A 24,509-nucleotide genomic window follows, 5' to 3' on the forward strand; every position below is an offset into this window, starting at 1 on the left:
TTATGATGTTACTGAAAAACAAGTGTCTTAATATAACCCTTCTTTTGACTTGAGCCATGGGAAGGGAAGATAACAAGCTATATAATATCCTTGCCCTCAAAAGGGTTTAAAATTCTAAGGGGAGAAGGGTTTTTTTTGATGAATATTACCACGGGCTTGATTTAACTTTCGGTAACTTTATTTTTATTGCTAACTATTATTTTAAATTCTCAACAAATTTCTATTGGAAATGACTAAATTTGTATTTGTCACGGGTGGGGTTGTATCTAGTATTGGAAAGGGTATTGTGGGGGCGAGTTTGGGGCGTTTGCTCAAGTCTCGTAACTATTCTGTGTCTATCTTGAAGTTAGATCCTTATATTAACGTAGATCCTGGTACAATGAGTCCCTATCAACATGGGGAAGTTTTTGTAACCGATGATGGGGCGGAAACGGATTTAGATTTAGGACATTATGAACGCTTTACAGATACTTCTAGTTCAAGGTTAAATAGCGTTACTACGGGTTCTATTTATCAATCGGTAATTAATAAAGAGAGAAGGGGAGATTATCAGGGGGCAACGGTGCAGGTGATTCCCCATATTACCAATGAAATTAAGGATCGAATTCATCGAGTGGCAAAAAATAATAGCCCTGATGTGGTAATCACTGAAATTGGTGGTACGGTGGGGGATATTGAGTCTTTACCTTTCCTTGAGGCTATTCGTCAGTTTAGGAAGGATGTGGGTCGTGATAATGTTTTATATATGCACGTTACTCTTATTCCTTGGATTACGGCGGCAGGGGAGTTAAAAACTAAACCTACTCAACATTCTGTGAAGGAGTTGCGCTCGTTGGGGATTCAACCTGATGTGTTGGTTTGTAGGTGCGATCGCACTATACCCAGTAATATCAAGGATAAAATAGCCGAATTTTGTGACGTTTATCCTGAGGCAGTGATCACTTCCTCCGATGCTAGTAGTATTTATGAAGTGCCGTTAATTCTTGAAAAAGAAGGATTAGCAGAACAAGTATTACAAAGATTGCGTTTGGATAATCGTAGTCCAGATTTGGCAAAATGGGAAAATTTGGTAGAGAAAATGCAATGCCCCAATTATCGGTTAAAAGTGGCGATCGTTGGTAAATATATTCAACTCAGCGATGCTTATTTATCGGTGGTAGAAGCCCTTATCCATGCAGGAATCCATGGAGATAGTGAAATCGAATTATGTTGGGTGGATGCGGAAGATATAGAGACTAATGGCGCTGACAAATATCTTAGCCATGTGCAAGGAATTTTAGTGCCAGGGGGTTTTGGCACTAGGGGAGTAGATGGCAAAGTGAAAGCAATTCAATATGCAAGGGAAAATCATATCCCCTTCCTTGGTTTGTGTTTGGGAATGCAATGTAGTGTTATTGAATGGGGGAGAAATATCGCTCACCTCGAGGGTGCTAACAGTGCCGAGTTTGACGAAAAAACCCCTAATCCCGTCATTAACCTATTACCCGAACAACAGGACGTAATCGACTTAGGAGGCACAATGCGCTTGGGTTTATATCCTTGTCGTCTTGCCCCTGATACCCTCGCTTATTCTTTGTATAAGGAGGAGGTAATTTATGAGCGTCATCGTCATCGTTATGAGTTTAATAATGGTTATCGTACCCAATTCCTAGACACTGGTTACAAAATTAGTGGCACTTCCCCCGATGGGCGTTTAGTGGAAATTGTGGAATTACCTAATCATCCTTTCTTCATCGCTACTCAGTTTCACCCTGAATTTAAGTCTCGCCCAAATCAACCTCATCCTTTATTCTCTGGGTTTGTACAAGCCTGTATAAATAAGATGTAAGGTTTAATAAGAAAGTGGGATAATTAGGAAAATAAATAATTATGAAATTTTTCCGATTTCCCACTCTATAATTAATCACAGGGCTAATGAATTTACCCCGTTAATAATATTTAACTGTTTTTTCTATTTTGATTTTTGCAGGTTGATTTAAAAAAAATACCTATTCTCTTTTATTTTTCAACCAATTATGGTTTGTTCATTTCAGAAGACTATAAAAATAATTGATGTCTATTTATTAATAGTAAAAAATATTTTTTATTAAGATAAATATTATTATGATAACTTTTTACATTTCCTGATTAAAATAAAAATACCAGCGCCCTTAACCCTAGTTTTTTATGCTTAGGAAAAAAAGAATTATCAGTTTTCTTTGTATTTCATCTCTCATAGGCCTTATCAGCTGTGAGTCTATGCCCAACGAAGTCAACAACAATCAGGGTATTCCCATCAGATTTTTAGCAGGAAGCGACTTAAAACAATTTTGCGAAGTATCCGCCGAAAAACTTAACGCCACCAAACCCCAATTGAGTAGCGGAGAAAGATATTATCTAGTGTGCGACATTAAAGGAAGCGGAGATGTATTTCAAGAAGTAGTATCACTTTCTCAACAACTAGCCAACGGCTCTACTTCGCCCGATGATGAGAGATTTCCTAGCCTTATTTCCTTCGACGGCCCTATCTATCAAAATCAACTAATTTACGAAATCGATAAAATATTTCCAGGACAAAACTACATTCCCCCCATTACCGATTCTCCCCTGTTGGTGTATAGCCCCATGGTGTTTATGACCACCACCGAATTAGCACCAGCCTTGGCCAAAGCTCCAAATTTATATACCGTATTACAACAATATGATAACTATCAGCAACTAGACTCGAGCGCCCTTCCCCTACCCATACACTTTGTACAAACCGCCCCCACCCGCTCTAATTCAGGACTACAAACCCTTGTGGCACAATTTGCTTCCGTTGCCAACAAACCCCCCGAAGATTTAACCATCGCCGACATAGAAGCCCATCAAGAGGAAGTGAGGGAGATTCAGCAAAAAGTTACCCGTTACGGAATTTCCACTGGCTCTCTCGCTCAATCCATGGTGGAAAATGGCGTATTTTGGGCTTCCGTTGGTTCGGTTTATGAGTCTTTGGTTATTGCCGCCAACAGTCAAGGGGATAACAGCCAAAAATATCAAGCGGTATATCCCCAATCCACTTTCAGTTCTGATATTCGCTCCATTTTGCCCAATGCCCCTTGGGTTACGCCCCAAGAAAAAGAAGCTAGTGAAGCCATCATCGAATTTATGCGTCAACCAGAGATTCAGGCGATCGCCGTTAGCCTAGGATTACGCCCTGGGGTGCCTGGAGTACCATTGGGAAACAAATTTAGTGCCGAATTTGGAGTAAATCCAAACCCCACCTACGAATCCTATCGTCCTCCTCAGCCCGAAGTGGTAGAAGTGATGTTAGAAAGTTGGCAAAACTATGCCAAAAAACCCTCCCTAGTGGCGGTGGTGGTAGATATTTCTGGCTCCATGCAGGGAACTAAATTTAGTTCTGTTCAAAATACCTTACTTAGTTATATCAACAATCTGGGTAGCAAAGAAGAAATCGTAATCATCCCCTTTAATAGTGAAATAGGGCAACCCTTGCGAGTTAGTAGCTCACCAGAAGATAAATTCAGAGCCATTAACTATATTTCTTCCTTACAGGCAGGGGGAGGTACAAGACTATACGACAGCGCCCTTTTTGCTCGTAATTGGTTGAGAGAAAATCTCAAAGATGAAGCCATTAACGCAGTGTTAATTTTAACCGATGGGGAAGATTCAGGCTCACAGGTGAACCTATCACAATTAGAACAGGAATTACAAAAAAGCGGTTTTAATAGTGATGAAAGGATTGCTTTTTTTACCATTGGTTATGGTAATGAAGGAGAATTTAGCCCTGATATTCTACAAGAAATTGCCCAGATAAATGGCGGTTATTATCGTAAAGGAGATCCCGAAACCATTGCCCAAGTTATGGAAAATTTACAAGTAGAATTTTAATACTTTTATCTATCTAAAAATCTATGAAAATAGTTAATCCTCTTAATTATCCTTTGGCAGTTTTATTTGCTTGTATTTGTTTAGTTTTTGGGGCAAGGGCGATAAAACTTTCTCCTTGGTTAATGTTGCCCATCACGGGAGCTATTTCTTTTGTCGGGGCTGATTATCTAGCCAAAAAAGAACCACCCAAAGTTAATTTAAATAACCCTATTTTAGAACAAGAATTAAATAATGCTAAAATCCAAGCAAAATTATTAATTAGTAAGGCAGAACATTTAAGAATTGAAGCCCAAAAACTATTACAACATTCTTCCCAAATGGAATTATTAACCGCCGTAGAATATACTTGCCAGCGCACCTTAGAACTACCAGAAAAAATAAATCATTTAACCCAAAAATTAGCGGGGGGAGATTCTTTATTATCTAGGGAAGAATTAAATAAACAACTTCAACAAGTAAAAAGCCAACAAAAAAATAGTAAAGGAAGGGCTTTAATACAATTACAACAATTAGAAAATACCCTAAAAAATAATTTACAGTTGGTAGAAGAAGGACAAGACGCAAGGGAAGCTCAAGTTTTTTCTATCGTCACTATTATTACTGAATTTGCAGGGGTTTTACAGCAATTACAAAATAAATTAAGGTCTGCTAATTTAGATAATTCGGAAGAAATACAAGAATTAAAAGATTTAAATAATGAATTAAATAATTTTCAAGAAAGTATGGATGTATTGGTATAAGTAAGTAGACATAATTAAATGGATTTAGGCAAGGGGTTTAAACCCCTTGTTCATAAGAGTCTTAATAAAATAAGAGCTATAATTAATTTCGCCAATTTACTTAAATTTTTTTGATTAAATTTTGAGTCATGAAAATACGATCGCCCTTAGCCCCCTTTAAAAAGGGATAACTTAATTTAACAATCTGACAAATAATTCAGGACTGCTATATATAATTAGGTAAAAAGTTATGAATAAAAAGATTATTTCCAGCGCCCTTATAACCATATCTACCATCATCGCCTATGCACCATTACCCAATCAAAATAAAACTTTAAATGTGATCATTGGTTCAGAATTACAAGAACCTTTAGCAGAAATAGAACAAACTTTTGAGCAAAATTATCCCGATATTCAAATAAACTTAAAAATTCAAGGATCTCAAGATATTATTAATAATATTATTAATCAAAAAAATGATTTTCAACCAGCTATTATTATTCCTGCTAGTGATGAATTAATTAGTGAATTAGAGACAAGATTAAGGGCGATCGGGCAAGAAAAACCATTTTATAATAATCCTCAACCCATTGCTAAAACTCTCTTAGTGGCGATCGCATGGCAAGAAAGGGGAAACATTTTATTTCCTAACGATCAATTTAATTGGCGACAACTAGAACAAGCATTAATAAGCAAAAATTGGCAAGATATAGGAGGTAATAATGACTGGGGAAGTTTTGATCTTCTTATGACAGATCCCACCCGTTCTAATAGTGGACAATTAACCCTTAATTTATGGGCAGAAAATAAACTAAATCAGAATAATTTAGGCATTAATAATCTTACTAATACTGAAGTAGAGCAACTTTTTTCTTTACTTAAAAACTCCGTATATCAACCACCAAGATCCACTGATATTTTACTACAAGAATTTATTGTCAGAGGGGAAAATGATGCTGATGTTGGTCTAGTTTACGAAAGCATTGCCTTATATCGCTGGTCACAAACAAATCAAAATAAAGTGTATCAAATTTATTATCCCAATCCAACCATCGAAACTTTTTCCACCGCCGTAATTCTGAATAATAACTTAAACAAAACTGAACAAAAATCAGCAGAAAAATTTATAGATTATCTATTAGCGGAAAATCAACAAATTATTCTAGCAAAATATGGTTTTAGACCCATAAATGATAACATTAATTTAACAACCATTAATGATACCCCTTGGAGTAATAATATTCTTGGTATGGAAATAAATCCCCCCGTAGAAATTAAACCTTCCCCTTCCCCTGAAATTATTAATGAAATTCAAAAAGTATGGCTCAGAAACTAAAACGAACTAATTGGGAAAAACTAACCAAACTGTAACTAGGGATAATCTATAAGGTGTCAGGTATCGGGTATCAGGTTAAGAAGTTGACAAAAACTATATGTTAACTCGAGTTAGGAATAAGATTTTTAGCTTTTTAAAGGTGTGAAGAATTCGCCATGGACAATGAATCATTAACAAACTATGACTTACCACCTGCAACCAAAAGCCTGTACGGACGTACCATGGTACATCCCCTACCATACAACACAACTATTATCCCGAACTGAGGTTATTTATTTTATAATTTTGATGATTTAATAATTTTGGTGTAGAGGTCAACTCTGATGTTGAAAAAAAGTCTGTGGCAATGTTCTTGGTTTGTTGCTCCGATAATAGTGGTTAGTGCTTCTGCTTCTCAAGCCTTGGAGACGCAGATTAATTTTTCAGAGTCTGATAGTAATAATTACACTTTGATGATTACCAATCTATTAGATAATAATTTTACTTTTGATGTTGATCAACCGTTAATCCAATCAAAAACTTTGCCGACTCTTAATCCCGTTATTTTGGGAGAGTATAACCATAACCACATTACTGTTATCCAAAGGGTAGATAATTCTAGTTTTGGTCATGGGGAATTGATGATGGATCAAGATTTTTTAGGGAATGATAATAAACTTGTGGCTCAGAGTGCATCGGATTTGGAGATGGAAGAAGTTAGGCCGTCTAACAACTCTTGGCATTTTTTAATTCAACCTTCTATTTATGTCCCTTTTACTATTTATGGTGATGCCGCGGCGGGGAGCGTGAGTGGGGATTTTTCTTTAGATGCGAGTCAAATTAGAAGAAGTATTAAGGATGATCTGAATTTTGCTTTTTTTGGAAGAATGAAGGCTTGGAATCCCGAATATCGTTGGGGAGTTTTCGCAGATTTTGATTATTTATCCTTGGATAGTAGGGCTTCTATAAGTCGTAGGTTGCCCCCCTCCTTAGGTTCTATTCCTGTGCGGTTGGATGCTTCAGCGGATAGCAAGTTATGGTCTTTGTCTTTGGGGGGGGCTTATCGTTTTTACGATCGCTCTAAGGTTAATCCTGATGGGGTTGAAACGGAATTTGACCTGGGGCGATCGGTTTTTGATGTTTTTGGGGGAGTTAATATTACAGGGGTTGATTTAGGTTTAAATTTTAGTAGTCCGGGGCTAGGACAAGCTCGTTTTAATGGTAATACTACGGTGGTATCTCCGATTATCGGTGCGAGGGCGAGGGTTAATCTTTCTCCTCAGTGGGCATGGGTTACGGGGGGTTCTTTTTCGGGTTTTGGCATTGATGGATTAAATCAATGGAATTTAGGCACGGGGCTTGATTGGAAGTTTTCTGAGGGTAAGACTTCCTTGGGTTTTGGTTACCGTTTTGGTTACACGAGTTATGGTTCTAATTTGACTAGGGCGACAGATTTTGAGGTAAATGTTAATCAGAATGGGCCTTATGTCAATGTTTCTTTTCGCTTTTAATGTTGATTAGGATATAATTAACAACTGCCCTCATTGCTCATACAATAATGAATAAACTGTTTCAGCGTATATCTTCGGCACTTTTTTTGACAGGACAGATTTTTATTCATCTGCTTCAATTTAAGGTTTATCGTTTTAATACCATTGAGCAAATGTCTTTTGTCGGGCCTGCTTCTTTGCCTATTGCTTTGATTACGGCGGCTTTTGTGGGTATGGTATTCACTATTCAGGTGGCGAGGGAGTTTATTTATTTTGGGGCTACGAGTGCTGTGGGGGGGGTACTGGCGATCGCCCTTACCCGTGAATTAGCCCCCGTATTAACGGCGGTAGTATTAGCAGGAAGGGTAGGCAGTGCTTTTGCGGCGGAAATAGGTACGATGAAGGTAACAGAACAAATTGACGCTTTACAAATCTTAAAAACAGACCCAGTGGATTATCTAGTAACTCCCCGGGTTATATCTTGTTTTTTAATGCTTCCCATTTTGACCATTTCTTCTCTGGTGGTGGGTGTAACGGCGGGGTTAGTCATTGCTGATTCTGTGTATGATATTCCTAGTCGGGTTTTCCTTGATTCTATTCGTAATTTTTTAGGCACTTGGGATGTAATCGCTTGTATCATTAAATCAGCTATCTTTGGAGCGGTAGTGGCGATTATTGGTTGTAATTGGGGCTTAACCACTAGCGGAGGGGCAAAAGGAGTTGGACAATCTACCACCGCAGCGGTAGTTATTTCTTTGATTACTATTTTTATGTTTAATTTTATTCTCTCTTGGCTGATGTTTCAAGGCACGGGAAGTGCTGTAATTAGTTAACCTGAGTTCGATATAACATTTTCTGGAATCGGCAGGGAATGGGCAATAGTAATAATAATTTTAATACTATACATTTACTGTAATTCAATAATGTTTCATACTCAAAATTAGCAACACCCAAAAATCATAAAATAACCTTTAAGTATGAATAAATCTTTTTGTTGCTAAGATCAAAGGGATAAGCCAGAAATAGACACTCAAGTTTTGTGAGTAGTAATATTTGGTAAAAAAATTCCCAAGGAGGACAAATGACTAATTTATTAGAACAATTACGTCAATATACTATCGTGGTAGCTGATACTGGTGATATAGGGGCGATCGAAAAATTTACCCCCCGAGATACCACCACCAATCCTTCTCTGATTACCACTGCTGCCCAGATGCCAGAATATCAAAGCATCGTTGATGATACCCTCGTCGAAGCCAGACAGGAATTAGGGGAAAAAGCCCCTGTCGAAGAAGTTGTTAAACTAGCCATCGATTGGTTAGCCGTATCCTTCGGAACAAAAATTTTAGAAATTGTACCCGGTAGAGTCTCCACGGAAGTTGACGCCCGTTTATCCTATGATACTGAAGCCACCATTGCTAAAGCCCGTTACCTTATTTCCTTATATGAAAAGGCTGGAATTGATAGGGAGCGAGTATTGATTAAAATTGCCTCTACCTGGGAAGGAATTAGAGCCGCGGAAATCCTCGAAAAAGAAGGGATTCATTGTAATTTAACCTTGTTGTTTGGTTTCCATCAAGCGGTGGCCTGTGCAGAAGCTGGAGTTACTTTGATTTCTCCTTTTGTGGGTAGGATTCTGGATTGGTATAAAAAAAATACAGGTAAAGACTATACAGGGGCAGATGATCCGGGGGTACAGTCTGTTACTCAAATATATAACTATTATAAAAAATTTGGTTATAAAACCGAGGTAATGGGTGCTAGTTTTCGTAATATAGGACAAATTACTGAGTTAGCAGGGTGTGATTTATTGACAATTTCCCCTCAACTGTTGCAAAATCTGAAAAACACGGAGCAAGAATTACCTAGAAAGTTATGTCCTGAAACGGCTTCTTCTATGGAAATAGAAAAAATTACCGTGGATAAAGGGACTTTTGATGAGATGCACGATAAAGACATCATGGCTAATGATAAGTTAGATGAAGGTATTAAAGGATTTACTAAAGCCCTAGAAACCCTTGAAAATTTACTTAGCGCCCGTTTAGCAAAAATAGAGGGTAATGATACCTTAAACCATGCGATCGAAGATATATTCCATGTTTATGATTTAGATGGCGATGGCTTTATCAGTAGAGAAGAATGGGCTGGGGCTGACGCTGTATTTGATGCCATGGATGTTAACCATGATGGTAAAATTTCCCCTGAGGAGATGGCCTCAAGTCTGGGCGCTGTAGTTTATCTTGCCAAAGCTAGTTAATGTGCTAGTTGGTTAAAAAAAATAGGGGGGCATTGCCCACCCTAGTAAATTTCCAGAATTTTTACGTAACCCCTATTGCCTTAGGGAATCTTAAAACAATGAATCTTAAGAAGCTAAGGCAACCTCAACCATTTGTTGTAATTCACCATTTTGGTAAAGTTCAATTAAAATATCACTGCCCCCGACAAACTCGCCATTAACATACACTTGGGGAATAGTGGGCCAGTTGGAATACTCTTTAATTCCTTGACGAACATCATAATCAGCCAAAACATCAAAAGTTTCAAAGGGTACACCCAAAGTATTTAAAATTTGTACCACATTATTAGAAAAACCACATTGGGGCATGAGTTTATTTCCTTTCATAAAAACCACAATGGGAGAACTTTGGATGATTTCGTCGATACGTTGCTTTAGTTCAGGTGTCATATTATTTTATTGAATAGTGGATAGAGTAAAAGTTAGTTTTATTCTCTCAAACAGAAAAAGTTAAAACAAGTAATACTTACTTACTGGCGGTGGCCCAAGTTTCGGGGGTAAAGGTTTTGAGAGCGAGGGCATGAATTGCTTCGGATTTTAGGTGGGTGTTTAAAGCTCCATAAACTAACTGATGCTGTTTAACTTTTGTTTTGCCCTCAAATTCTTTGGAAACAACGATCGCCTCTAAATGATCCCCTCCTCCTGTCAAATCTCTAACCACAACCTCTGCATCGGGAAGTTGAGATTGAATCATTTGTTTTACTTGTTCCAAGCTGACCATAAATTCTACTGTGATTTAATGAGTATGCAAAAGACAAATGGTGAAAAAATTTCACCACTAAAACTGATTATATCATCGACCCTTGCCAAGATTGGTGGGTGATTATTTTTACCTAGGGTTGAGATTAATTCAACCTATACAGATAAAGACTTTAGCGACGACGACCTTCAAAGGGGGTTTGTACAAAGCCAATTTCGTATAATTGTTGATAAGATTTTTGTCCTAATTCACTGGTGGGATTTTGAGAGCGGATAATTTGAATTAATAAAGGTACGGATAATTCGGGTTTATTTTGGGCGCGATGAACTAAGGCTAATTGATAGGTTGCTTCATCCCTTAAACTGGCGGTACGTAAAGCCCCAGAACGTTGGGAGCTAGTAATATCATTATCAATACCCGAAAAACTGTCGGCTATTTGTAAATAAAAGTTTGATAGTTGATTAAATACCCTGCGCGCCTGTTGTAATTTGGTTTCGGCTAGGTCATAATTACCTTGGTTAATGGCTTGTTCGGCTTCGGCCATTAATTTTTCCCCTCCTTCAAGACTTAAAAGATTATCTGTTTGACTGATGGGGGCAATGATGTTTTCTTCTGTTTCCATGGTGTTTTGAGCTACCGCAGGATTAATGGAGCTAACCCAAAGGGCAGAACAGGCTAAAATTAGATATTTACAGGTTTTGGTAGTTAATAGTTTTTGAAACATAAAAGTAACTATAGGTTAAGGTTGGGACTATTTTAGAAATAGAAATTAAATTTTAAAGTATCTTAGCACTTTATTTTGACACAGCTAGTGAGTGTTGGCAGATTAGGCGGGATGATTTTTTGTTTTTGAATATTAAAATTAATTGTAGCTGTTTGAATTTTTTGTTGATAATTGATCATGGAAATCTTAATTGTGGAAGATGAAAAGGAAATTGCTCAGTTAATCAACTCCTGTTTAACTAGGGAAGGATTTAATTGTAGTGTGGTTTATGATGGTTTATCGGCTTTAACAAAGGCAAAGGAGGTTAAACCTGATTTAATTGTTTTGGATTTGATGTTGCCTAAATTAGATGGCTTAGAAGTATGTAATCGTTTACGCAATCAACCCTTAGAAAAAGATCCTTATATTTTGATGTTGACGGCGAAGGGGGAGGAAATCGATCGCATCGTAGGACTTTCTACGGGCGCTGATGATTATTTAGTAAAACCTTTTAGCACCCGAGAGTTAGTGGCAAGGGTAAGGGCGCTGTTGAGGCGCAGTTTACGCCATGGGGCGATGCAACAGGCTCAAATCTATCAAACAACTCATTTTTGTGTCAATTTAGACGAACACAGTGCCACTAGACAACTAGAAGGAGAACTTATGGAGGAGTTAGATTTAACGGCCCTTGAGTTTAATTTACTTTCTACTTTTGTCAGTTATCCCCATAAGGTATGGAGTCGTACCCAATTGATTGATAAACTTTGGGGGGCTGATTTTTTTGGCGATGAAAGGGTTGTCGATACCCATATTCGTCGTTTACGCAAAAAGATAGAAATAAATCCTGCTCAGCCTAACTTTTTAAAAACAGTGGTGGGGGTAGGCTATAAATTTGAGGACTAAAAAACCCCCATGGATGTGGGGGCGAAAATATTTTTTTTTGGTTAAAACTATTCAACAATAATTTTTCCGTTCATTCCAGCACCACGGTGAGGCTCACAGTAGTAGTTATATTGCCCTGGCTCGGAGAAGGTTACTTCAAAGGATTCTCCGGGAGAGAAGGCTAAACCTTTATGGCTTAAGGATTCTGCATTAGGGGCTGAACTATCAAAAACTACGTTGTGGGGGGCTAGTTTGTTGTTTACCCATTTTACGGTGTCCCCTGCTTTGATGGTTACTTCAGAGGGTTGGAAAGCTAACATTCCACTGTCTGCACCCATTTTTACTTCTACGGTGTCAGCATTAGCGGGGGCAGTTGCGGAGATTACTACCATCATTGCTAATACTAAGGAAGATAAGAATAATCCTAGTTTTTTTAACATTGTTGTTTTATTTTTTTAAATGATTCTTTATTTACTACGATCATAATATGAAGTTTGACTTGTTGTCAATTATCGTCTTTAGTTTTTTCTTCTACATAAAATCTTTTTTTATCGGTATCGAAGAATATATGGTAGTTTTCTAGTTCTTGGGGAGTGGCTTTAAGGAAGTTATCGTAGCCTGAATGTTGCACGAAGCTAGTTTTTTTGAGGATTTGCCATACTTGATGACGGGGTAAATATTTTCTTTTTTCTTCGGGTATTATTTTACTGGGTTTGAGGTTTTTTATCTCTTTTAATTTGGTTTTTTCTGGGGGGGGATTTGAGTTATTTTCTAAGGTTTCTATTCTTGTGATTAACGGTGCGATCGCCCTTTGTACTATTTCATTAATTTTTTGTTCAGATAAATTTAACCGTTGAAAATTTTCAGAAGTATTATTATTGTTATTTAAAAAATCATTAACAATCTCGTTTAAAAGTGAATTGAGACTTACTTTTTGTTGTTGCGAAAGACTATTTAATTTATCTAAATAACTAGATTTTATTTTTAATAAAATTTCGACTTCTTCGGAGTAATTATTCATAAAAAAATAGGCTTATATTTTAAAGATTAATAACTGGTTTGATTAACCATATAACGGGCTTCTTCATTAACTTCTAAAGCAAGTCTGAATAACTCTTGGGCAGTATGTAAACAGTCATAATCATAACTCATAGTAAATCTTTGTAATTCTTCTATGCCATCACTAATATGATTTAAACAATAGTAACAATTAGCTGCCACCCCAGCATATCGAGGGGGATTAGGTTGGGATTTTAAAATTTTTTTTCCTTTTTCATAATAATCCTGACAATTATCTAAATATTCACAAAAAATAGACATTAAATCATCATCAAAAGGATCACCTGATAACTCCTCTAATTCTTCTTCTAAAGAAAAAATAATCTTTTCCACCAATAAATTTAAAGGAGCATAAACATTTTTTAACCACTCAAATTGAGAAACATCTTCCGCTTGGTGCGATCGCCTTTCAGCGTGATAATATTGAGAAGCAGACTCACTCTTAGACTGACGATAATTCAGTGAATTATATTGTTGATTAGCTAAAGTGCGATCGTAATTTAAGCGATTTTTAGCGTCTCCCAACACCTCATAAGCCGCATTAATTTTAATAATTTCCTCATGGTTTGCCGTTGTCTCGTGACTATCAGGGTGATACTTCTTCACCAAACGACGATAAGCCCGTTTAACCTCTTGGGCAGTGGCAGAAGATGATATTTCTAAAATTTGGTAATAATCCATAGGGCGTTGGTGAATTAAGGTATAATTTCTTGTTGAGGAAGGGAACAGGGAACGGGGAATAGGGAACAGTTATAATATTTAGAAGTCTCAGTTTTTTGTGTACTTTAATAATGTTTCATACTCAAAATCAGCAATGCCATCCATAGAAAACTATCAAAAATAAATTTGACTATATCTTTTATTCAAAAGCACTACCCTTGAGTATTGCATCATTATATTTTCTTGCATCCATAGATAAATCCTAGTTCGACTTATCCAAAGACAAAACCTTGCAACCCGTGGCACAGCGGGACAAAAATTGAAACATTATCCTTTTATAACAGATAACCCGAAGCTAATATTAAAAATCTTGAAACAAAGGAGTGCTAAGATAACGCTCACCAAAACTCGGTTGAATCATCACAATCATTTTACCGTCATTCTCAGGTCTTTGAGCCAACTTTATGGCAGCCGCCAAAGCCGCCCCCGTAGAAATTCCCGATAAAATACCTTCTTCCCGTGCCAACCTTCTTCCATAACTAATCGCCTCATCATCAGAAACTGTAATCACCTCATCAATTAAATCAACCCTTAAAACCTCAGGAATAAAACCAGCCCCAATACCCTGTATTTTATGTGAACCAGGCTTATTACCTGATATTACAGCACTATTAACAGGCTCAACCGCAATAGTTTTAAACTCAGGCTTCTTACTCTTAATAACCTCACTAATACCCGTAATAGTACCCCCAGTACCAACCCCAGCTACTAAAAAATCTACCTGCCCATCGGTATCCTCCCAAATCTCCACGGCAGTAGAAAGACGATGAATTTCAGGATTAGCAGGGTTGTTAAACTGCTGCAACATATAAGCATGGGGCATGGTTTCTACAATTTCTTGCGCCCTTTCAATACAGCCACGCATCCCCAAACTACCGGGGGTTAACTCTAATTTTGCCCCAAAAGCCCTTAACATTGCCCTTCTTTCCTCGCTCATGGTTTCGGGCATGGTTAAAATTAACTGATAACCTTTGGCGGCGGCCGCCATAGCTAAAGCGATACCTGTATTACCAGAAGTCGGTTCAACCAAAACGGTTTTATGGGGGGTAATAACCCCAGCTTTTTGGGCTGCATCAATCATATTTACCCCAATCCTATCCTTTACCGAAGCCGATGGATTCATGCCCTCTAGTTTTACTAAAATTTCTGCCCCACAGCCTTCGGTTTGGGGAATACGATTTAATCTCACTAGGGGGGTTTTACCAATTAATTCGGTTATATTATCAGCAATTTTCATTCTATTTTATTATTGGTTACGTATCCTATATATTATTGATCATAACCACAACCAAAGAAAAAGATAACTAGATATAATTTCTTTTAAAATATCTCCCTAAAATTACGTAACTTAACGGAGAATTCAACAAAAAGTTAAAATTTAGACTAAGATATTCTCTTGATCATTATAAAATTTGGGAGCTAATAATAAAATGGGGTTTTTTGATCGCTTTTCTGAATCTCAAGATATGGGCATTGACTTAGGCACAGCCAATACTCTTATTTATGTGCCTGGTAAAGATATTGTCTTAAATGAGCCTTCGGTGATTGCGGTGGATATAGAAAAACAAATCACCGTTGCTGTGGGGGAGAGTGCAAGGAATATGTTAGGGCGTACCCCCGCATCTATTAAAACTATTCGCCCCCTCAAGGATGGGGTTATTACTGATGTTAAAGTTACAGAAATGATGCTGAGGGAATTTATTAGAAAGGTTAAGGGTAATAATTCTTTGAGCCGTTCTCGCATTATTATAGGTGTACCCAGTGGTATTACTTCTGTGGAAAGAAAAGCGGTAGAGGAGGCCATGGAAAGTTCTGGCTCTGGGGGCATTGAGAATATAGAATTTATTGATGAGCCTATCGCAGCGGCCATTGGGGCTGGTTTGCCCGTAGAGGAGGCGGTGGGAAGTATGATTGTAGATATTGGTGGCGGTACGACAGAAGTGGCAGTATTGAGCTATCAGGGCATTGTTTATAGTGATTCTGTGCGGGTTGCTGGGGATGAAATTAGCGATTCGATAGCCCGTCATCTAAAGAAGGTTTATAACTTGATTATTGGCGAGCGCACCGCAGAACAAATTAAGATAGAATTAGGTTCAGCCTACCCTGGGGATCATGATCAACAGGAGATGGAAATTAGAGGTTTATATATGGTCAGTGGTTTACCGAAAACTGTTACCATTACTTCTGAGGAAATCAGGGGTTGTATTTCTGAGCCTGTGGGAGTTATTGTTGAGGCTATTAAGAAGACTTTGGAAAGGACTCCTCCTGAGTTGGCTGGAGATATTATTGATCGAGGAATCATGCTCGCAGGGGGTGGCGCTTTGTTGCGTGGTATTGATAGTTTAATTACTAATGAAACGGGTATTGTTACCCATATTGCTCCTAATCCTTTACAGTGTGTTGTTTATGGTACTGGTAAGGTTTTGGAAGATTATGAAAGATTAGCTAGGGCTAGTCGTAAAAAGTCTTAATTTGTTTATTTTAAGCAATTATTGGGATTATTTGATGGTTTTATTTTTCATTTAATTAATGGTTTAAAAAAATGTAGTTTAATAGTTTTTGATTGTGTATTTTTATTTATATTTTTAGTTTAAAACCAAGAAAAAACTATATATAAAAGCATATATAATCAGTTATGAATTAGCTTTTTTAAAATAGATAGTTTAGTTTTTCTTATTATTATTAATTTAATTATACTGTGAGAACAATTCGGCGTTGGTGGTCAAAAAAAGGAAGTCAATTTATTTGGGGACTGGGTGCTTTGGCGATCGCATTTATCATCTATAAAACCCAAGGGGCGTTAATAAATGAGATGTTGTATAGGGCATCTTCTATTTTTCGTTATGACATCAGTGTAGAACAAGAAAAGTTATATGGCGATCGCACCATTCAACAATTAGAAAACCAAATCAATCAACTAGAAATTCAAAATCAGCAATTAAGAGAAATCCTCGATTACCAAAACCAAAATCCGGGCAACACCGTAACCGCCAGAATAATTGGCAGAAGCCCAGACTCTTGGTGGCAAATAGTCACCATTGACGCAGGGGCAAATCAAGGAATAACAGAAAACAATCCTGTCATTGCCATTGGTGGGTTGGTGGGAAGAATAACCCAAGTTACCCCAAACACCAGCCGAGTATTACTAATCAGCGATTATAATAGCCGTGTGGGGGCAACTCTCAACCGTACAGGTTATCAAGGGTTTATCAAAGGGCAATCTACCCAAATTGGCATCATGGAATTTTACGACAAAGTGACTGATGTCCAAGAAGGAGACTTTATCACCACCTCTAATTTAAGTACCCTTTTCCCCCCAGATATTCCCATCGGGAAGGTGGTATCCATAAATCTTAACCGTAGCCCAGCCCCCGAAGCACAAGTTGAGTTTACCGCCCCCATAGATTTTTTAAACTGGGTAATGGTGATGACGAATTAGGGGAGTAGGGGTGACTAGGGAGTTAGGGTGATAATAGTTTACTTGGGCCATAAGCAATGGGTATAACTCTAAATCTCTGAATCAAAATATATCTTAGTTCACTTTATTGGATGAACTACCATTAGCCGTGTAATTACAGGGTGGGCGAAGATACCATCTAATTTATAATAAATTATCCGAACTTGAGATTAATCTTCATCAAGACGTAATAATTTACGGTAAAACCTTTGGGAAAAATCTGTTTTACGAGATGACTTAAAATCCTTAATTAAAAGAATCAAAAACTGAACAAATTCAGAATTAGGTAAATTAATTTCATAACTTAAATCGGCGCTACCATCAAATTGTAAACGACATCGGGTTAACTCCGAAGGTAAACGGGAAACATACCAAATGGCTACAAAAGGAATACTATCTCCACCATCAATAACTCTTTCTCCCTCCAAATATCCCTGTTGATATAACCCCAAGGCGTAAGGTAAAATCTCATGTTGTTCTTTCGGATAATAGGGTTGATACATTAAAGTATCGGCTTTGGTGGCAGGTTGTAACTTTTCAATGGTAGCCATACAATTTCTTTAGTAACAATATGATCATGGGAATTATCAATCATTAATTGTACCCCTTTCCCTGTGTCAAACTAGCTTATTATTTTAGGTTTTCATTAAATTATGGTCATTTCTTCCCTGCCTCGTTACCTTGTCAGTATTGCACCTATGATGGATTATAGCGATCGCCATTTTCGCTATATTATGCGCCAAATGACCAAAAAAAGCCTACTTTATACAGAAATGATTAATACTCAAGCTATTATACATGGCGATCGCCCTAAACTATTAGACTTTTCCCCCGAAGAAAAACCCGTCGCCCTACAACTAGGGGGAGATAATCCAAGTCAACTGGCAGAATGTGCCAAAATTGTCGAAGATTGGGGCTATGACGAAGTTAACTTAAATGTGGGTTGCCCCAGTGCGAGGGTACAAAACGGTAATTTTGGGGCTTGTTTAATGGCACAACCGCAAAAGGTAGCAGAATGTATTGAGGCAATGCAAAAAGCGGTAAATATTCCTGTCACCGTGAAACATCGCATCGGTATTGATGAGCAAGATAGTTATGAACATATGGCAAATTTTGTTAAAGTGGTTGCCCAGGCAGGATGTCAAAAATTTGTTGTCCATGCGCGTAAGGCGTGGTTACAGGGGTTAAGCCCTAAGGAAAATAGAAATATTCCCCCTTTGCGTTATGAGGATGTATATCGTCTTAAGAGGGAATTTCCTCACCTCACCATCGAAATTAACGGCGGTATTACTACCCTAGAACAAATTAAGGCTCAATTACCCATGGTTGATGGGGTGATGATAGGGCGGGTTGCCTGTGATAATCCCTATCTTTTGGCGAGGATTGACCAAGAAATTTATGGGGATGATACCCCCATTAGAAGCAGAGAGGAAATTGTTTACAGTGTATTAGATTATGTGGATTTTTGGGGCGATCGTCATGTAAAATTAAATACTATCATGCGCCACTTGTTGCAAATTTTTGCAGGGCAACCAGGAACAAAAATATGGAAACGTCACCTAACGGAAAATGGTTATAACCCCGATGCCAATTCTCAGTTGATTAGGGAAGCATTATCCTTAAGAGAATTAGTTAATTCATAGGTTAGGCAAAAAAAATGGTTAAGCAAGTTAATATGATAACCTCTGTCCATTCCACCGTGGCGCCATAGGTGTCTCCCGTATGCCCTTTCAGTTGCCAGTTAAACCAACCTCCCACGGCTAAGGCAATGGTTAAACATAACAGGTTTAGGAATACGATTGTTTGCCATGGTTGATGATAGATGATGGATTGTAGCAATATAAGGGCAATTATGAATAAACTACCCACTAACCAATCTTGGGGAAGGTATAAAGATTGTTTGAGAAATTTTCCTTTTCCGTTTTCTTTTAAGTAAGGGTAAAGGGCGATCGCACTTAACTGCGCCCAACGACCCCAAGAAGTAGCTAAAAGTATTGCTAAATAAGCCATAGAAGTTATTTCAACCAAAGCAAACACCTTCAAACCAAGCACAAAAAAACTAGCCATTACCCCATAAGCCCCCGTCACACTATCCGCCATCACCTCTAAACGCTTATCAGGGTTTTGGGTAGCCAAACCATCGGCCGTATCCATTACCCCATCAAGATGTAAGCCCCCCGTAATATATACCCAAATTCCTACCAAAAATCCTGCTTTAGTCAACAGGGGCATCGATAAACTAGATAAACAAACATCCACTACTATCAGACAACCACCAATTAATAAACCAATCCAACCTAACCATAACGGTATTTTCTGAAAATTTAAAATTAAACCCCTTGGCATCGGGATAATAGTGTAAAAGGCGATCGCACTTAGACAAGAATTAAGAATTATTTTCATTAAGCGTTAATAATTTTAAGAAAACCGAAAAAAATCTTCAAAATAACTGAACAAAAATCAAATTTTAAGTTAAGATTGTGTCGTAGCATACCGTTAAAAATAAAAACATCTGATCTTAAGTAAGATCATAAAAAAAAATCTTAAGACGGTTGAAGATGAAAAATCAAGCTAATTGGTAAACCATAAAAATAAACAGACTATTAACTAATCTGTTTGAACCAATATAGAAAAAATATCATGACCAAAGAAAATACCAACCGTAATAACAGATAACCCTGTTATAAAATCAAGTATCCATGGTCAACTCATCATCACCGTAACACAATGGCAAAAAGAAAAAAAATTGTGTCAACTTAAGGAAGAAAAAACAAAATTAAGTCAGAGTTTTTATTTATGTGTTAAGACATAGATTAATTGACTACCAAACAACATAGTAAGAGCGAAAAAAAGGGTTAACAATTATGAAAAATCATCAGAATTATTGTTCATTACCAGCGCCATGTATCATTGAATCTGGCATTCTCGTTAATAAAGAAGACATCAAAAGATTAATCAATGATTTAACCCAAGTTCGCTACATCCATACCCTAGATGGCAAAATACAAAACCAAGGAAAAGGATGGATACTAGAAGTATTTAACGATGCCACCCAAGCTACCATGGTAGTTAATAGCAGTCTCTACATCAATATTCAAAGTTTCGACTACCTACAAATCAATCAAGTATCACCCCAAGAAACTCATTTTAACCTTATCCAAGACAACCGCACCCTTACCCTCATTCCCCTAGTTGTCAGTAATCAAGATTCTCCCATGACAAAAGACTTGAGCTTTGAAAATTTAGAAGCCATGTTAAACGAAGTTTTAGCCGCTAAATTAGACGTACAACTAGACGAAGACTTTTAAGCAAAATGTACCAGAAAAGTAGCACAGGGAGATAATTGACAATAAACCGTGGACAATTGACAATAAAATAGAAATAATCTATTACCATCCCCAAACACATAGTGAACTTTTCTTATACCTCCGTCGCCTCTTGCTCTCATACCAAAGCCCGTGCTGGGATATTCCACACCCCCCATGGCATCGTTGAAACCCCCAAATTTATGCCCGTGGGTACGGTGGGTACAGTAAAAGGTATTACCCCCGCCCAACTAAAGGATGCCCATGCCCAAATGATTTTGGGTAATACTTATCATCTGCATATTCGCCCGGGTGAAGACATTGTTAGTAAAGCAGGGGGATTACATGGTTTTATGAATTGGGAACAACCCATCCTCACCGACTCAGGAGGTTTTCAAGTATTTAGTCTTGCCCAGATGCGCAAGATTAGTGAAGAGGGGGTTAAATTTCGCTCCCCCAAGGATGGGAAAATTATTAATATGACTCCCGAACATTCTATTCAGATTCAAAATGCCCTCGGGGCAGATGTGATAATGGCCTTTGATGAATGCCCCCCCGCCACCGCCACTAGGGAGGAGGTAATCACCGCCACCGATAGGACTTACCGTTGGTTAAAGCGTTGTATGGATGCGCACCAGAAGCCCCATAGCCAAGCTCTTTTTGGCATTGTACAAGGGGGAATTTTTCAAGATTTACGTAACCAAGCGGCCCATGATTTGACTCAGTTGGATTTACCTGGTTACGCCATTGGGGGAGTGAGTGTGGGGGAAAAACCTGAGCTTATCCATGAAATTGTCCGTCAAACTACGCCCCTATTACCTGCCCATAAACCCCGCTATCTGATGGGGGTGGGTACTTATAAGGAAATGGTAATTGCGATCGCCTCTGGGATTGATTTATTTGATTGTGTGATTCCCACTAGGGTTGGCAGACATGGGGCGGCTTTGGTACAAGGGGAGCGCTGGAATATTAAAAACGCCCGATTCAAAGAAGATTTTACCCCCTTAGATGGGGAATGTAGTTGTTATACTTGTCAAAATTTTAGCAGGGCATATCTTAACCATCTTTTACGCGCCCATGAAATGCTCGGTTATATCCTCATTTCTCTACACAATATCCATGAAATGATTAACTTTACCAACAAAATCCGAAATTCTATCATTAATGATACTTTCCTTGATGATTTTGGTCACTGGCTGTAAACGGGGTTTGATAGATAAGGGTTATTGTTGAGGTGTAAACAATTAACAATGGACAATAAATAATCAAACTATTATTATCCATACTTCCCATCTCCCCCACTCCCCATCACCTTCACTCCCATACTCCTCATCACCCATCGTGACAAATGCCAAATAGAGGTTAAATTATTACTTTGTACTGAAAGAATCGATAATTTTTTGATTAGATATAATTATAATTAATTAATGGATAAAATAGTTTAAATTAATGAAGAAATAGGTAAAGATCAAGATTAACCAAGATATAAATGGACGAATATAGATAAAATCCAAGAATAAAATTGTTCCAAATTAAAGAGAATGTTTTATCATGGCTTTAACGTTCTATAAACAAATCAGCAAACTGTAGCAATTTTTACTATTATAAAATTATGAATGAATCTTATAATAATGCCTTAGAAGAACAATCCCTAAGTCGTGATGAAAGGGTAAAACAGCTAAAAAATACCATTGACACTTTACACATTGCTGAACAAATTTCCAGTAACGGTTATTTGATCACTAGCTCAGAGTTAGCTGATTTAATGGACATCAACGCCAGTGCCGTTACCAGTAGGGGAGAGGAGTGGGCATGGCGTAACTGGATTGTTTCTCGGGTTAGGCGCGAGGGCAATCAAATTTTGTGGCAGTTAGAAAGGGTAGAAAAGGTTTTGGATGATTAATCAATGGTTAAAATTGATAGGGAAGAAAGTGATTTTTAGCTTCTTTTTTAACTTTTGAGTCGATTCGCTAAACGTAAGATTTGCCCTGCTAACATGGCGGCCCCAAAGCCATTATCGATGTTAACTACTCCTATTCCTGTGGCGCAGGAGTTTAACATGGTTAGTAGGGGGGCTACTCCTCCAAAACTTGTACCATAACCAATGCTAGTGGGTACGGCAATAACAGGGCCATTGGCCATCCCTGCCACCACGCTAGGCAATGCGCCTTCCATTCCTGCCACTACAATCAGCACGTCGGCGTTATCGATAATATGACGATTGCTCAATAGTCGGTGGATTCCCGCAACTCCCACATCCCAAAGTCTTTCTACCTCAAAGCCACATAATTCGGCGGTGATGGCGGCTTCTTGGGCTACGGATAAATCTGCTGTACCGGCGGTGAGGATGGATATTTTACCTTGGTATTTTTGTTCTAGTTGCCCGATCGCCCCTATTTTTGCCATGGGATAGTATCGTAGATTAGGGACTTCTAAGGCAATGAGATCGGCGATTTCTGGTTCTAGTCGGGTTGTCATAATCAATGGGCTACCGTGCGATCGCATGGCGTTCATAATTTTAATAATTTGACTAGGGGTTTTACCCTGACTCCAAATAACCTCCGGGAAACCCGTACGCCATTGACGCTGGTGATCAATTTTGGCAAAATCTTCTAAGGGTTGAAAACTTAGATACTGTAACTTTTCCAATCCTGCTTGGGGAGATACTTCCCCTTGGGCTATAGCCTGTAATAATTGTTCCAAGGAAGTGCGATCGCTCATTATAGCCATTCTTAAAAATTTAACTACTCCCATTATCCACTATCAATTATCAATTATTAGATGAATTTACCCGTCGTCTATCACCCCCATTATGTTACCCCCATTCCCCAAGAGCATCGCTTTCCCATGCCCAAATTTAAATTACTCTATGAATTGCTGCTCAAAGATGGTATCACCACCCCAACCCTCACCCATGCCCCCACCATTGCCACCCCAGAAATTTTACAATTAGTCCACCACCCCGACTATGTGGCAAAATATTGTAATGGTACATTAGATCCTAAAGCCTTACGGCGCATCGGTTTACCCTGGAGCGAAGGGTTAGTAAAAAGAACCTGCACAGCGGTAGCAGGAACGATTTTAACCGCCCAATTAGCCCTCAAACATGGTTTATGTTGTAATACCGCCGGAGGCACTCACCATGCCTTTCCTGACTATGGCTCAGGATTTTGTATTTTTAATGATTTGGCCATCGCCTCTCGTTACCTATTAGAAAATAAATTAGTCGAAAGAATCTTAATTGTTGATTTAGATGTACATCAGGGAGACGGCACCGCCTACACCTTCTATGATGAATCGAGGGTGTTTACCTTTTCCATGCACTGTGATGCTAATTTTCCCTATCGAAAGCAAACCAGCGATTTAGATATTCCCCTCCCAGTGGGTTTAGATGATGATGGTTATTTACAAATTCTTGCCTCCTATTTATCTTCCCTCCTCCAAGAAATTAAACCTGATTTAGTTCTCTATGATGGCGGTGTAGATACCCATAGGGGCGATCGCCTCGGGAAACTATGCCTTACCGACACAGGAATATATAGACGAGAAATGCAAGTTTTAAGCACCTGTCTAGCCCAAGGTTATCCCGTCGCCTGTGTCATTGGGGGAGGTTACAGCAAGGATATTCATGAATTAGTTTATCGTCATTCTCTCTTACATCGTGCCGCCCAAGAGTGTCAAAAATTACTTTAGTTAACCTGGCATTGCTTAATTATAATATGAAATATAGTTGAATTACACTAAAAAATAAGACTTCTAAATACTATAACCGTTCCCTTCCTCAACCAGAAATCATACCTAAAATCAGCAACACCGTTAACCTTAGTTCAATTTATTGAACGATAAACTCTTAGCCTTGTAATTCATTGCAAGGGGAGTGATGATATATTTCCTAAATAGGATTTGGTATGAGATATATTTTGACCACTAAAACCATTGATTATTAAAAATATTACCATCATTGCCCATTCCCTGCTGACTCCAGAAAATTTT

At 38.1% G+C, this 24,509-nt stretch carries 25 protein-coding genes; 15 read left to right on the forward strand and 10 right to left on the reverse strand.

Translation table 11 applies throughout. The annotated features are described in order from the left end of the window. Positions 1 to 229 precede the first annotated feature (229 nt). The 7 genes from IQ215_RS03825 to IQ215_RS03855 all read left to right on the forward strand — a co-directional run bounded on the left by IQ215_RS03825 (position 230) and on the right by IQ215_RS03855 (position 9,651). Positions 230 to 1,828 (forward strand): CTP synthase, encoded by a 1,599-nt coding sequence (locus IQ215_RS03825; RefSeq protein WP_193799996.1) that lies wholly within the window; start codon positions 230 to 232, stop codon positions 1,826 to 1,828. A gap of 410 nt (positions 1,829 to 2,238) precedes the next feature. Continuing rightward, positions 2,239 to 3,870, forward strand: a complete 1,632-nt coding sequence (locus IQ215_RS03830) for a VWA domain-containing protein (RefSeq protein WP_241735246.1) — start codon at positions 2,239 to 2,241, stop codon at positions 3,868 to 3,870. 23 nt (positions 3,871 to 3,893) lie between these two features. After that, positions 3,894 to 4,610, forward strand: coding sequence for a hypothetical protein (locus IQ215_RS03835; protein WP_193799998.1), 717 nt, complete (start codon positions 3,894 to 3,896; stop codon positions 4,608 to 4,610). Between the two features lie 229 nt (positions 4,611 to 4,839). Beyond that, the gene (locus tag IQ215_RS03840) at positions 4,840 to 5,925 is read left to right on the forward strand and encodes a substrate-binding domain-containing protein (RefSeq protein ID WP_193799999.1); all 1,086 of its coding nucleotides are present in this window, start codon (positions 4,840 to 4,842) and stop codon (positions 5,923 to 5,925) included. Positions 5,926 to 6,248: 323 nt separating this feature from the next. Continuing rightward, complete coding sequence (locus IQ215_RS03845; protein ID WP_193800000.1) at positions 6,249 to 7,415, forward strand: outer membrane protein; 1,167 nt, start codon at positions 6,249 to 6,251, stop codon at positions 7,413 to 7,415. A 47-nt stretch (positions 7,416 to 7,462) separates the two neighbouring features. Further along, positions 7,463 to 8,227 carry an MlaE family lipid ABC transporter permease subunit gene (locus IQ215_RS03850; protein WP_193800001.1) on the forward strand — a complete coding sequence of 255 codons (765 nt, stop codon included), beginning with the start codon at positions 7,463 to 7,465 and terminating at the stop codon, positions 8,225 to 8,227. Positions 8,228 to 8,475: 248 nt separating this feature from the next. Further along, positions 8,476 to 9,651 carry a transaldolase gene (locus tag IQ215_RS03855; RefSeq protein WP_193800002.1) on the forward strand — a complete coding sequence of 392 codons (1,176 nt, stop codon included), beginning with the start codon at positions 8,476 to 8,478 and terminating at the stop codon, positions 9,649 to 9,651. Positions 9,652 to 9,756: 105 nt separating this feature from the next. Here the strand turns inward: IQ215_RS03855 and grxD are convergent, their stop codons facing one another. From grxD to IQ215_RS03870, 3 genes are all read right to left on the reverse strand, one after another. Continuing rightward, entirely contained in the window at positions 9,757 to 10,080 is a 324-nt protein-coding gene (gene grxD / locus IQ215_RS03860) for a Grx4 family monothiol glutaredoxin (protein ID WP_193800003.1), read from the reverse strand. 76 nt (positions 10,081 to 10,156) lie between these two features. Then, complete coding sequence (locus IQ215_RS03865) at positions 10,157 to 10,411, reverse strand: BolA family protein (protein ID WP_193800004.1); 255 nt, start codon at positions 10,409 to 10,411, stop codon at positions 10,157 to 10,159. 151 nt (positions 10,412 to 10,562) lie between these two features. Further along, positions 10,563 to 11,114, reverse strand: coding sequence for a hypothetical protein (locus IQ215_RS03870; protein WP_193800005.1), 552 nt, complete (start codon positions 11,112 to 11,114; stop codon positions 10,563 to 10,565). A gap of 177 nt (positions 11,115 to 11,291) precedes the next feature. Between IQ215_RS03870 and IQ215_RS03875 the strand changes: the two genes are divergently transcribed. Then, on the forward strand, positions 11,292 to 11,996 hold the full coding sequence (locus IQ215_RS03875) for a response regulator (RefSeq protein ID WP_193800006.1): 705 nt from the start codon (positions 11,292 to 11,294) through the stop codon (positions 11,994 to 11,996). Between the two features lie 47 nt (positions 11,997 to 12,043). Here IQ215_RS03875 and petE read toward each other — a convergent pair whose 3' ends face one another. The 4 genes from petE to cysK form a co-directional block, all read right to left on the reverse strand. Beyond that, a complete protein-coding gene (gene petE / locus IQ215_RS03880; protein WP_193800007.1) occupies positions 12,044 to 12,415 on the reverse strand; it encodes a plastocyanin in 372 nt (123 codons plus the stop codon). A 65-nt stretch (positions 12,416 to 12,480) separates the two neighbouring features. Then, a complete protein-coding gene (locus IQ215_RS03885) occupies positions 12,481 to 12,996 on the reverse strand; it encodes a hypothetical protein (RefSeq protein ID WP_193800008.1) in 516 nt (171 codons plus the stop codon). A 26-nt stretch (positions 12,997 to 13,022) separates the two neighbouring features. Next, positions 13,023 to 13,715 carry a DnaJ domain-containing protein gene (locus IQ215_RS03890; RefSeq protein ID WP_193800009.1) on the reverse strand — a complete coding sequence of 231 codons (693 nt, stop codon included), beginning with the start codon at positions 13,713 to 13,715 and terminating at the stop codon, positions 13,023 to 13,025. A gap of 340 nt (positions 13,716 to 14,055) precedes the next feature. Continuing rightward, positions 14,056 to 14,991, reverse strand: a complete 936-nt coding sequence (gene cysK / locus IQ215_RS03895; RefSeq protein ID WP_193800010.1) for a cysteine synthase A — start codon at positions 14,989 to 14,991, stop codon at positions 14,056 to 14,058. 193 nt (positions 14,992 to 15,184) lie between these two features. Here cysK and IQ215_RS03900 point away from each other — a divergent pair, with 193 nt between their 5' ends. Together IQ215_RS03900 and mreC are read left to right on the forward strand one after the other, a co-directional pair. Beyond that, positions 15,185 to 16,225 carry a rod shape-determining protein gene (locus tag IQ215_RS03900; RefSeq protein WP_193800011.1) on the forward strand — a complete coding sequence of 347 codons (1,041 nt, stop codon included), beginning with the start codon at positions 15,185 to 15,187 and terminating at the stop codon, positions 16,223 to 16,225. Between the two features lie 227 nt (positions 16,226 to 16,452). Next, positions 16,453 to 17,193, forward strand: a complete 741-nt coding sequence (gene mreC / locus IQ215_RS03905) for a rod shape-determining protein MreC (RefSeq protein ID WP_193800012.1) — start codon at positions 16,453 to 16,455, stop codon at positions 17,191 to 17,193. 188 nt (positions 17,194 to 17,381) lie between these two features. Here the strand turns inward: mreC and ebsA are convergent, their stop codons facing one another. Continuing rightward, entirely contained in the window at positions 17,382 to 17,762 is a 381-nt protein-coding gene (gene ebsA, locus IQ215_RS03910) for a type IV pilus biogenesis protein EbsA (protein ID WP_193800013.1), read from the reverse strand. A gap of 102 nt (positions 17,763 to 17,864) precedes the next feature. Between ebsA and dusA the strand changes: the two genes are divergently transcribed. Further along, positions 17,865 to 18,854, forward strand: coding sequence for a tRNA dihydrouridine(20/20a) synthase DusA (dusA, locus tag IQ215_RS03915; protein ID WP_193800014.1), 990 nt, complete (start codon positions 17,865 to 17,867; stop codon positions 18,852 to 18,854). Position 18,855: 1 nt separating this feature from the next. Here dusA and cobS read toward each other — a convergent pair whose 3' ends face one another. Further along, on the reverse strand, positions 18,856 to 19,614 hold the full coding sequence (gene cobS, locus IQ215_RS03920; RefSeq protein WP_193800015.1) for an adenosylcobinamide-GDP ribazoletransferase: 759 nt from the start codon (positions 19,612 to 19,614) through the stop codon (positions 18,856 to 18,858). A gap of 461 nt (positions 19,615 to 20,075) precedes the next feature. Here cobS and IQ215_RS03925 point away from each other — a divergent pair, with 461 nt between their 5' ends. The 3 genes from IQ215_RS03925 (at position 20,076) to IQ215_RS03935 (ending at position 22,419) form a co-directional block, all read left to right on the forward strand. After that, complete coding sequence (locus tag IQ215_RS03925) at positions 20,076 to 20,519, forward strand: hypothetical protein (protein ID WP_193800016.1); 444 nt, start codon at positions 20,076 to 20,078, stop codon at positions 20,517 to 20,519. Between the two features lie 101 nt (positions 20,520 to 20,620). Then, positions 20,621 to 21,718 (forward strand): tRNA guanosine(34) transglycosylase Tgt, encoded by a 1,098-nt coding sequence (tgt, locus tag IQ215_RS03930; RefSeq protein WP_193800017.1) that lies wholly within the window; start codon positions 20,621 to 20,623, stop codon positions 21,716 to 21,718. A 410-nt stretch (positions 21,719 to 22,128) separates the two neighbouring features. Further along, complete coding sequence (locus IQ215_RS03935) at positions 22,129 to 22,419, forward strand: hypothetical protein (RefSeq protein ID WP_193800018.1); 291 nt, start codon at positions 22,129 to 22,131, stop codon at positions 22,417 to 22,419. A 47-nt stretch (positions 22,420 to 22,466) separates the two neighbouring features. Here the strand turns inward: IQ215_RS03935 and larB are convergent, their stop codons facing one another. After that, positions 22,467 to 23,237, reverse strand: coding sequence for a nickel pincer cofactor biosynthesis protein LarB (larB, locus tag IQ215_RS03940; RefSeq protein WP_193800039.1), 771 nt, complete (start codon positions 23,235 to 23,237; stop codon positions 22,467 to 22,469). Between the two features lie 60 nt (positions 23,238 to 23,297). On the opposite strand from larB, the gene IQ215_RS03945 reads away from it, so the two are divergent. After that, entirely contained in the window at positions 23,298 to 24,209 is a 912-nt protein-coding gene (locus IQ215_RS03945; RefSeq protein WP_193800019.1) for a histone deacetylase family protein, read from the forward strand. The last annotated feature ends 300 nt before the right edge of the window (positions 24,210 to 24,509 follow it).

It is taken from the genome of Cyanobacterium stanieri LEGE 03274 (assembly GCF_015207825.1).
GTDB classification, from domain to species: Bacteria; Cyanobacteriota; Cyanobacteriia; order Cyanobacteriales; family Cyanobacteriaceae; genus Cyanobacterium; species Cyanobacterium stanieri_B.

What these genes read in the sequence shown, in the direction of transcription:
- IQ215_RS03825 (WP_193799996.1), top strand. Translation starts at nt 230, where the DNA reads ATGACTAAATTTGTATTTGTCACGGGTGGGGTTGTATCTAGTATTGGA.
- IQ215_RS03830 (WP_241735246.1), top strand. Translation starts at nt 2,239, where the DNA reads ATGCCCAACGAAGTCAACAACAATCAGGGTATTCCCATCAGATTTTTA.
- IQ215_RS03835 (WP_193799998.1), top strand. Translation starts at nt 3,894, where the DNA reads ATGAAAATAGTTAATCCTCTTAATTATCCTTTGGCAGTTTTATTTGCT.
- IQ215_RS03840 (WP_193799999.1), top strand. Translation starts at nt 4,840, where the DNA reads ATGAATAAAAAGATTATTTCCAGCGCCCTTATAACCATATCTACCATC.
- IQ215_RS03845 (WP_193800000.1), top strand. Translation starts at nt 6,249, where the DNA reads ATGTTGAAAAAAAGTCTGTGGCAATGTTCTTGGTTTGTTGCTCCGATA.
- IQ215_RS03850 (WP_193800001.1), top strand. Translation starts at nt 7,463, where the DNA reads ATGAATAAACTGTTTCAGCGTATATCTTCGGCACTTTTTTTGACAGGA.
- IQ215_RS03855 (WP_193800002.1), top strand. Translation starts at nt 8,476, where the DNA reads ATGACTAATTTATTAGAACAATTACGTCAATATACTATCGTGGTAGCT.
- grxD (WP_193800003.1), bottom strand. Translation starts at nt 10,080, where the DNA reads ATGACACCTGAACTAAAGCAACGTATCGACGAAATCATCCAAAGTTCT.
- IQ215_RS03865 (WP_193800004.1), bottom strand. Translation starts at nt 10,411, where the DNA reads ATGGTCAGCTTGGAACAAGTAAAACAAATGATTCAATCTCAACTTCCC.
- IQ215_RS03870 (WP_193800005.1), bottom strand. Translation starts at nt 11,114, where the DNA reads ATGTTTCAAAAACTATTAACTACCAAAACCTGTAAATATCTAATTTTA.
- IQ215_RS03875 (WP_193800006.1), top strand. Translation starts at nt 11,292, where the DNA reads ATGGAAATCTTAATTGTGGAAGATGAAAAGGAAATTGCTCAGTTAATC.
- petE (WP_193800007.1), bottom strand. Translation starts at nt 12,415, where the DNA reads ATGTTAAAAAAACTAGGATTATTCTTATCTTCCTTAGTATTAGCAATG.
- IQ215_RS03885 (WP_193800008.1), bottom strand. Translation starts at nt 12,996, where the DNA reads ATGAATAATTACTCCGAAGAAGTCGAAATTTTATTAAAAATAAAATCT.
- IQ215_RS03890 (WP_193800009.1), bottom strand. Translation starts at nt 13,715, where the DNA reads ATGGATTATTACCAAATTTTAGAAATATCATCTTCTGCCACTGCCCAA.
- cysK (WP_193800010.1), bottom strand. Translation starts at nt 14,991, where the DNA reads ATGAAAATTGCTGATAATATAACCGAATTAATTGGTAAAACCCCCCTA.
- IQ215_RS03900 (WP_193800011.1), top strand. Translation starts at nt 15,185, where the DNA reads ATGGGGTTTTTTGATCGCTTTTCTGAATCTCAAGATATGGGCATTGAC.
- ebsA (WP_193800013.1), bottom strand. Translation starts at nt 17,762, where the DNA reads ATGGCTACCATTGAAAAGTTACAACCTGCCACCAAAGCCGATACTTTA.
- dusA (WP_193800014.1), top strand. Translation starts at nt 17,865, where the DNA reads ATGGTCATTTCTTCCCTGCCTCGTTACCTTGTCAGTATTGCACCTATG.
- cobS (WP_193800015.1), bottom strand. Translation starts at nt 19,614, where the DNA reads ATGAAAATAATTCTTAATTCTTGTCTAAGTGCGATCGCCTTTTACACT.
- IQ215_RS03925 (WP_193800016.1), top strand. Translation starts at nt 20,076, where the DNA reads ATGAAAAATCATCAGAATTATTGTTCATTACCAGCGCCATGTATCATT.
- IQ215_RS03935 (WP_193800018.1), top strand. Translation starts at nt 22,129, where the DNA reads ATGAATGAATCTTATAATAATGCCTTAGAAGAACAATCCCTAAGTCGT.
- larB (WP_193800039.1), bottom strand. Translation starts at nt 23,237, where the DNA reads ATGAGCGATCGCACTTCCTTGGAACAATTATTACAGGCTATAGCCCAA.
- IQ215_RS03945 (WP_193800019.1), top strand. Translation starts at nt 23,298, where the DNA reads ATGAATTTACCCGTCGTCTATCACCCCCATTATGTTACCCCCATTCCC.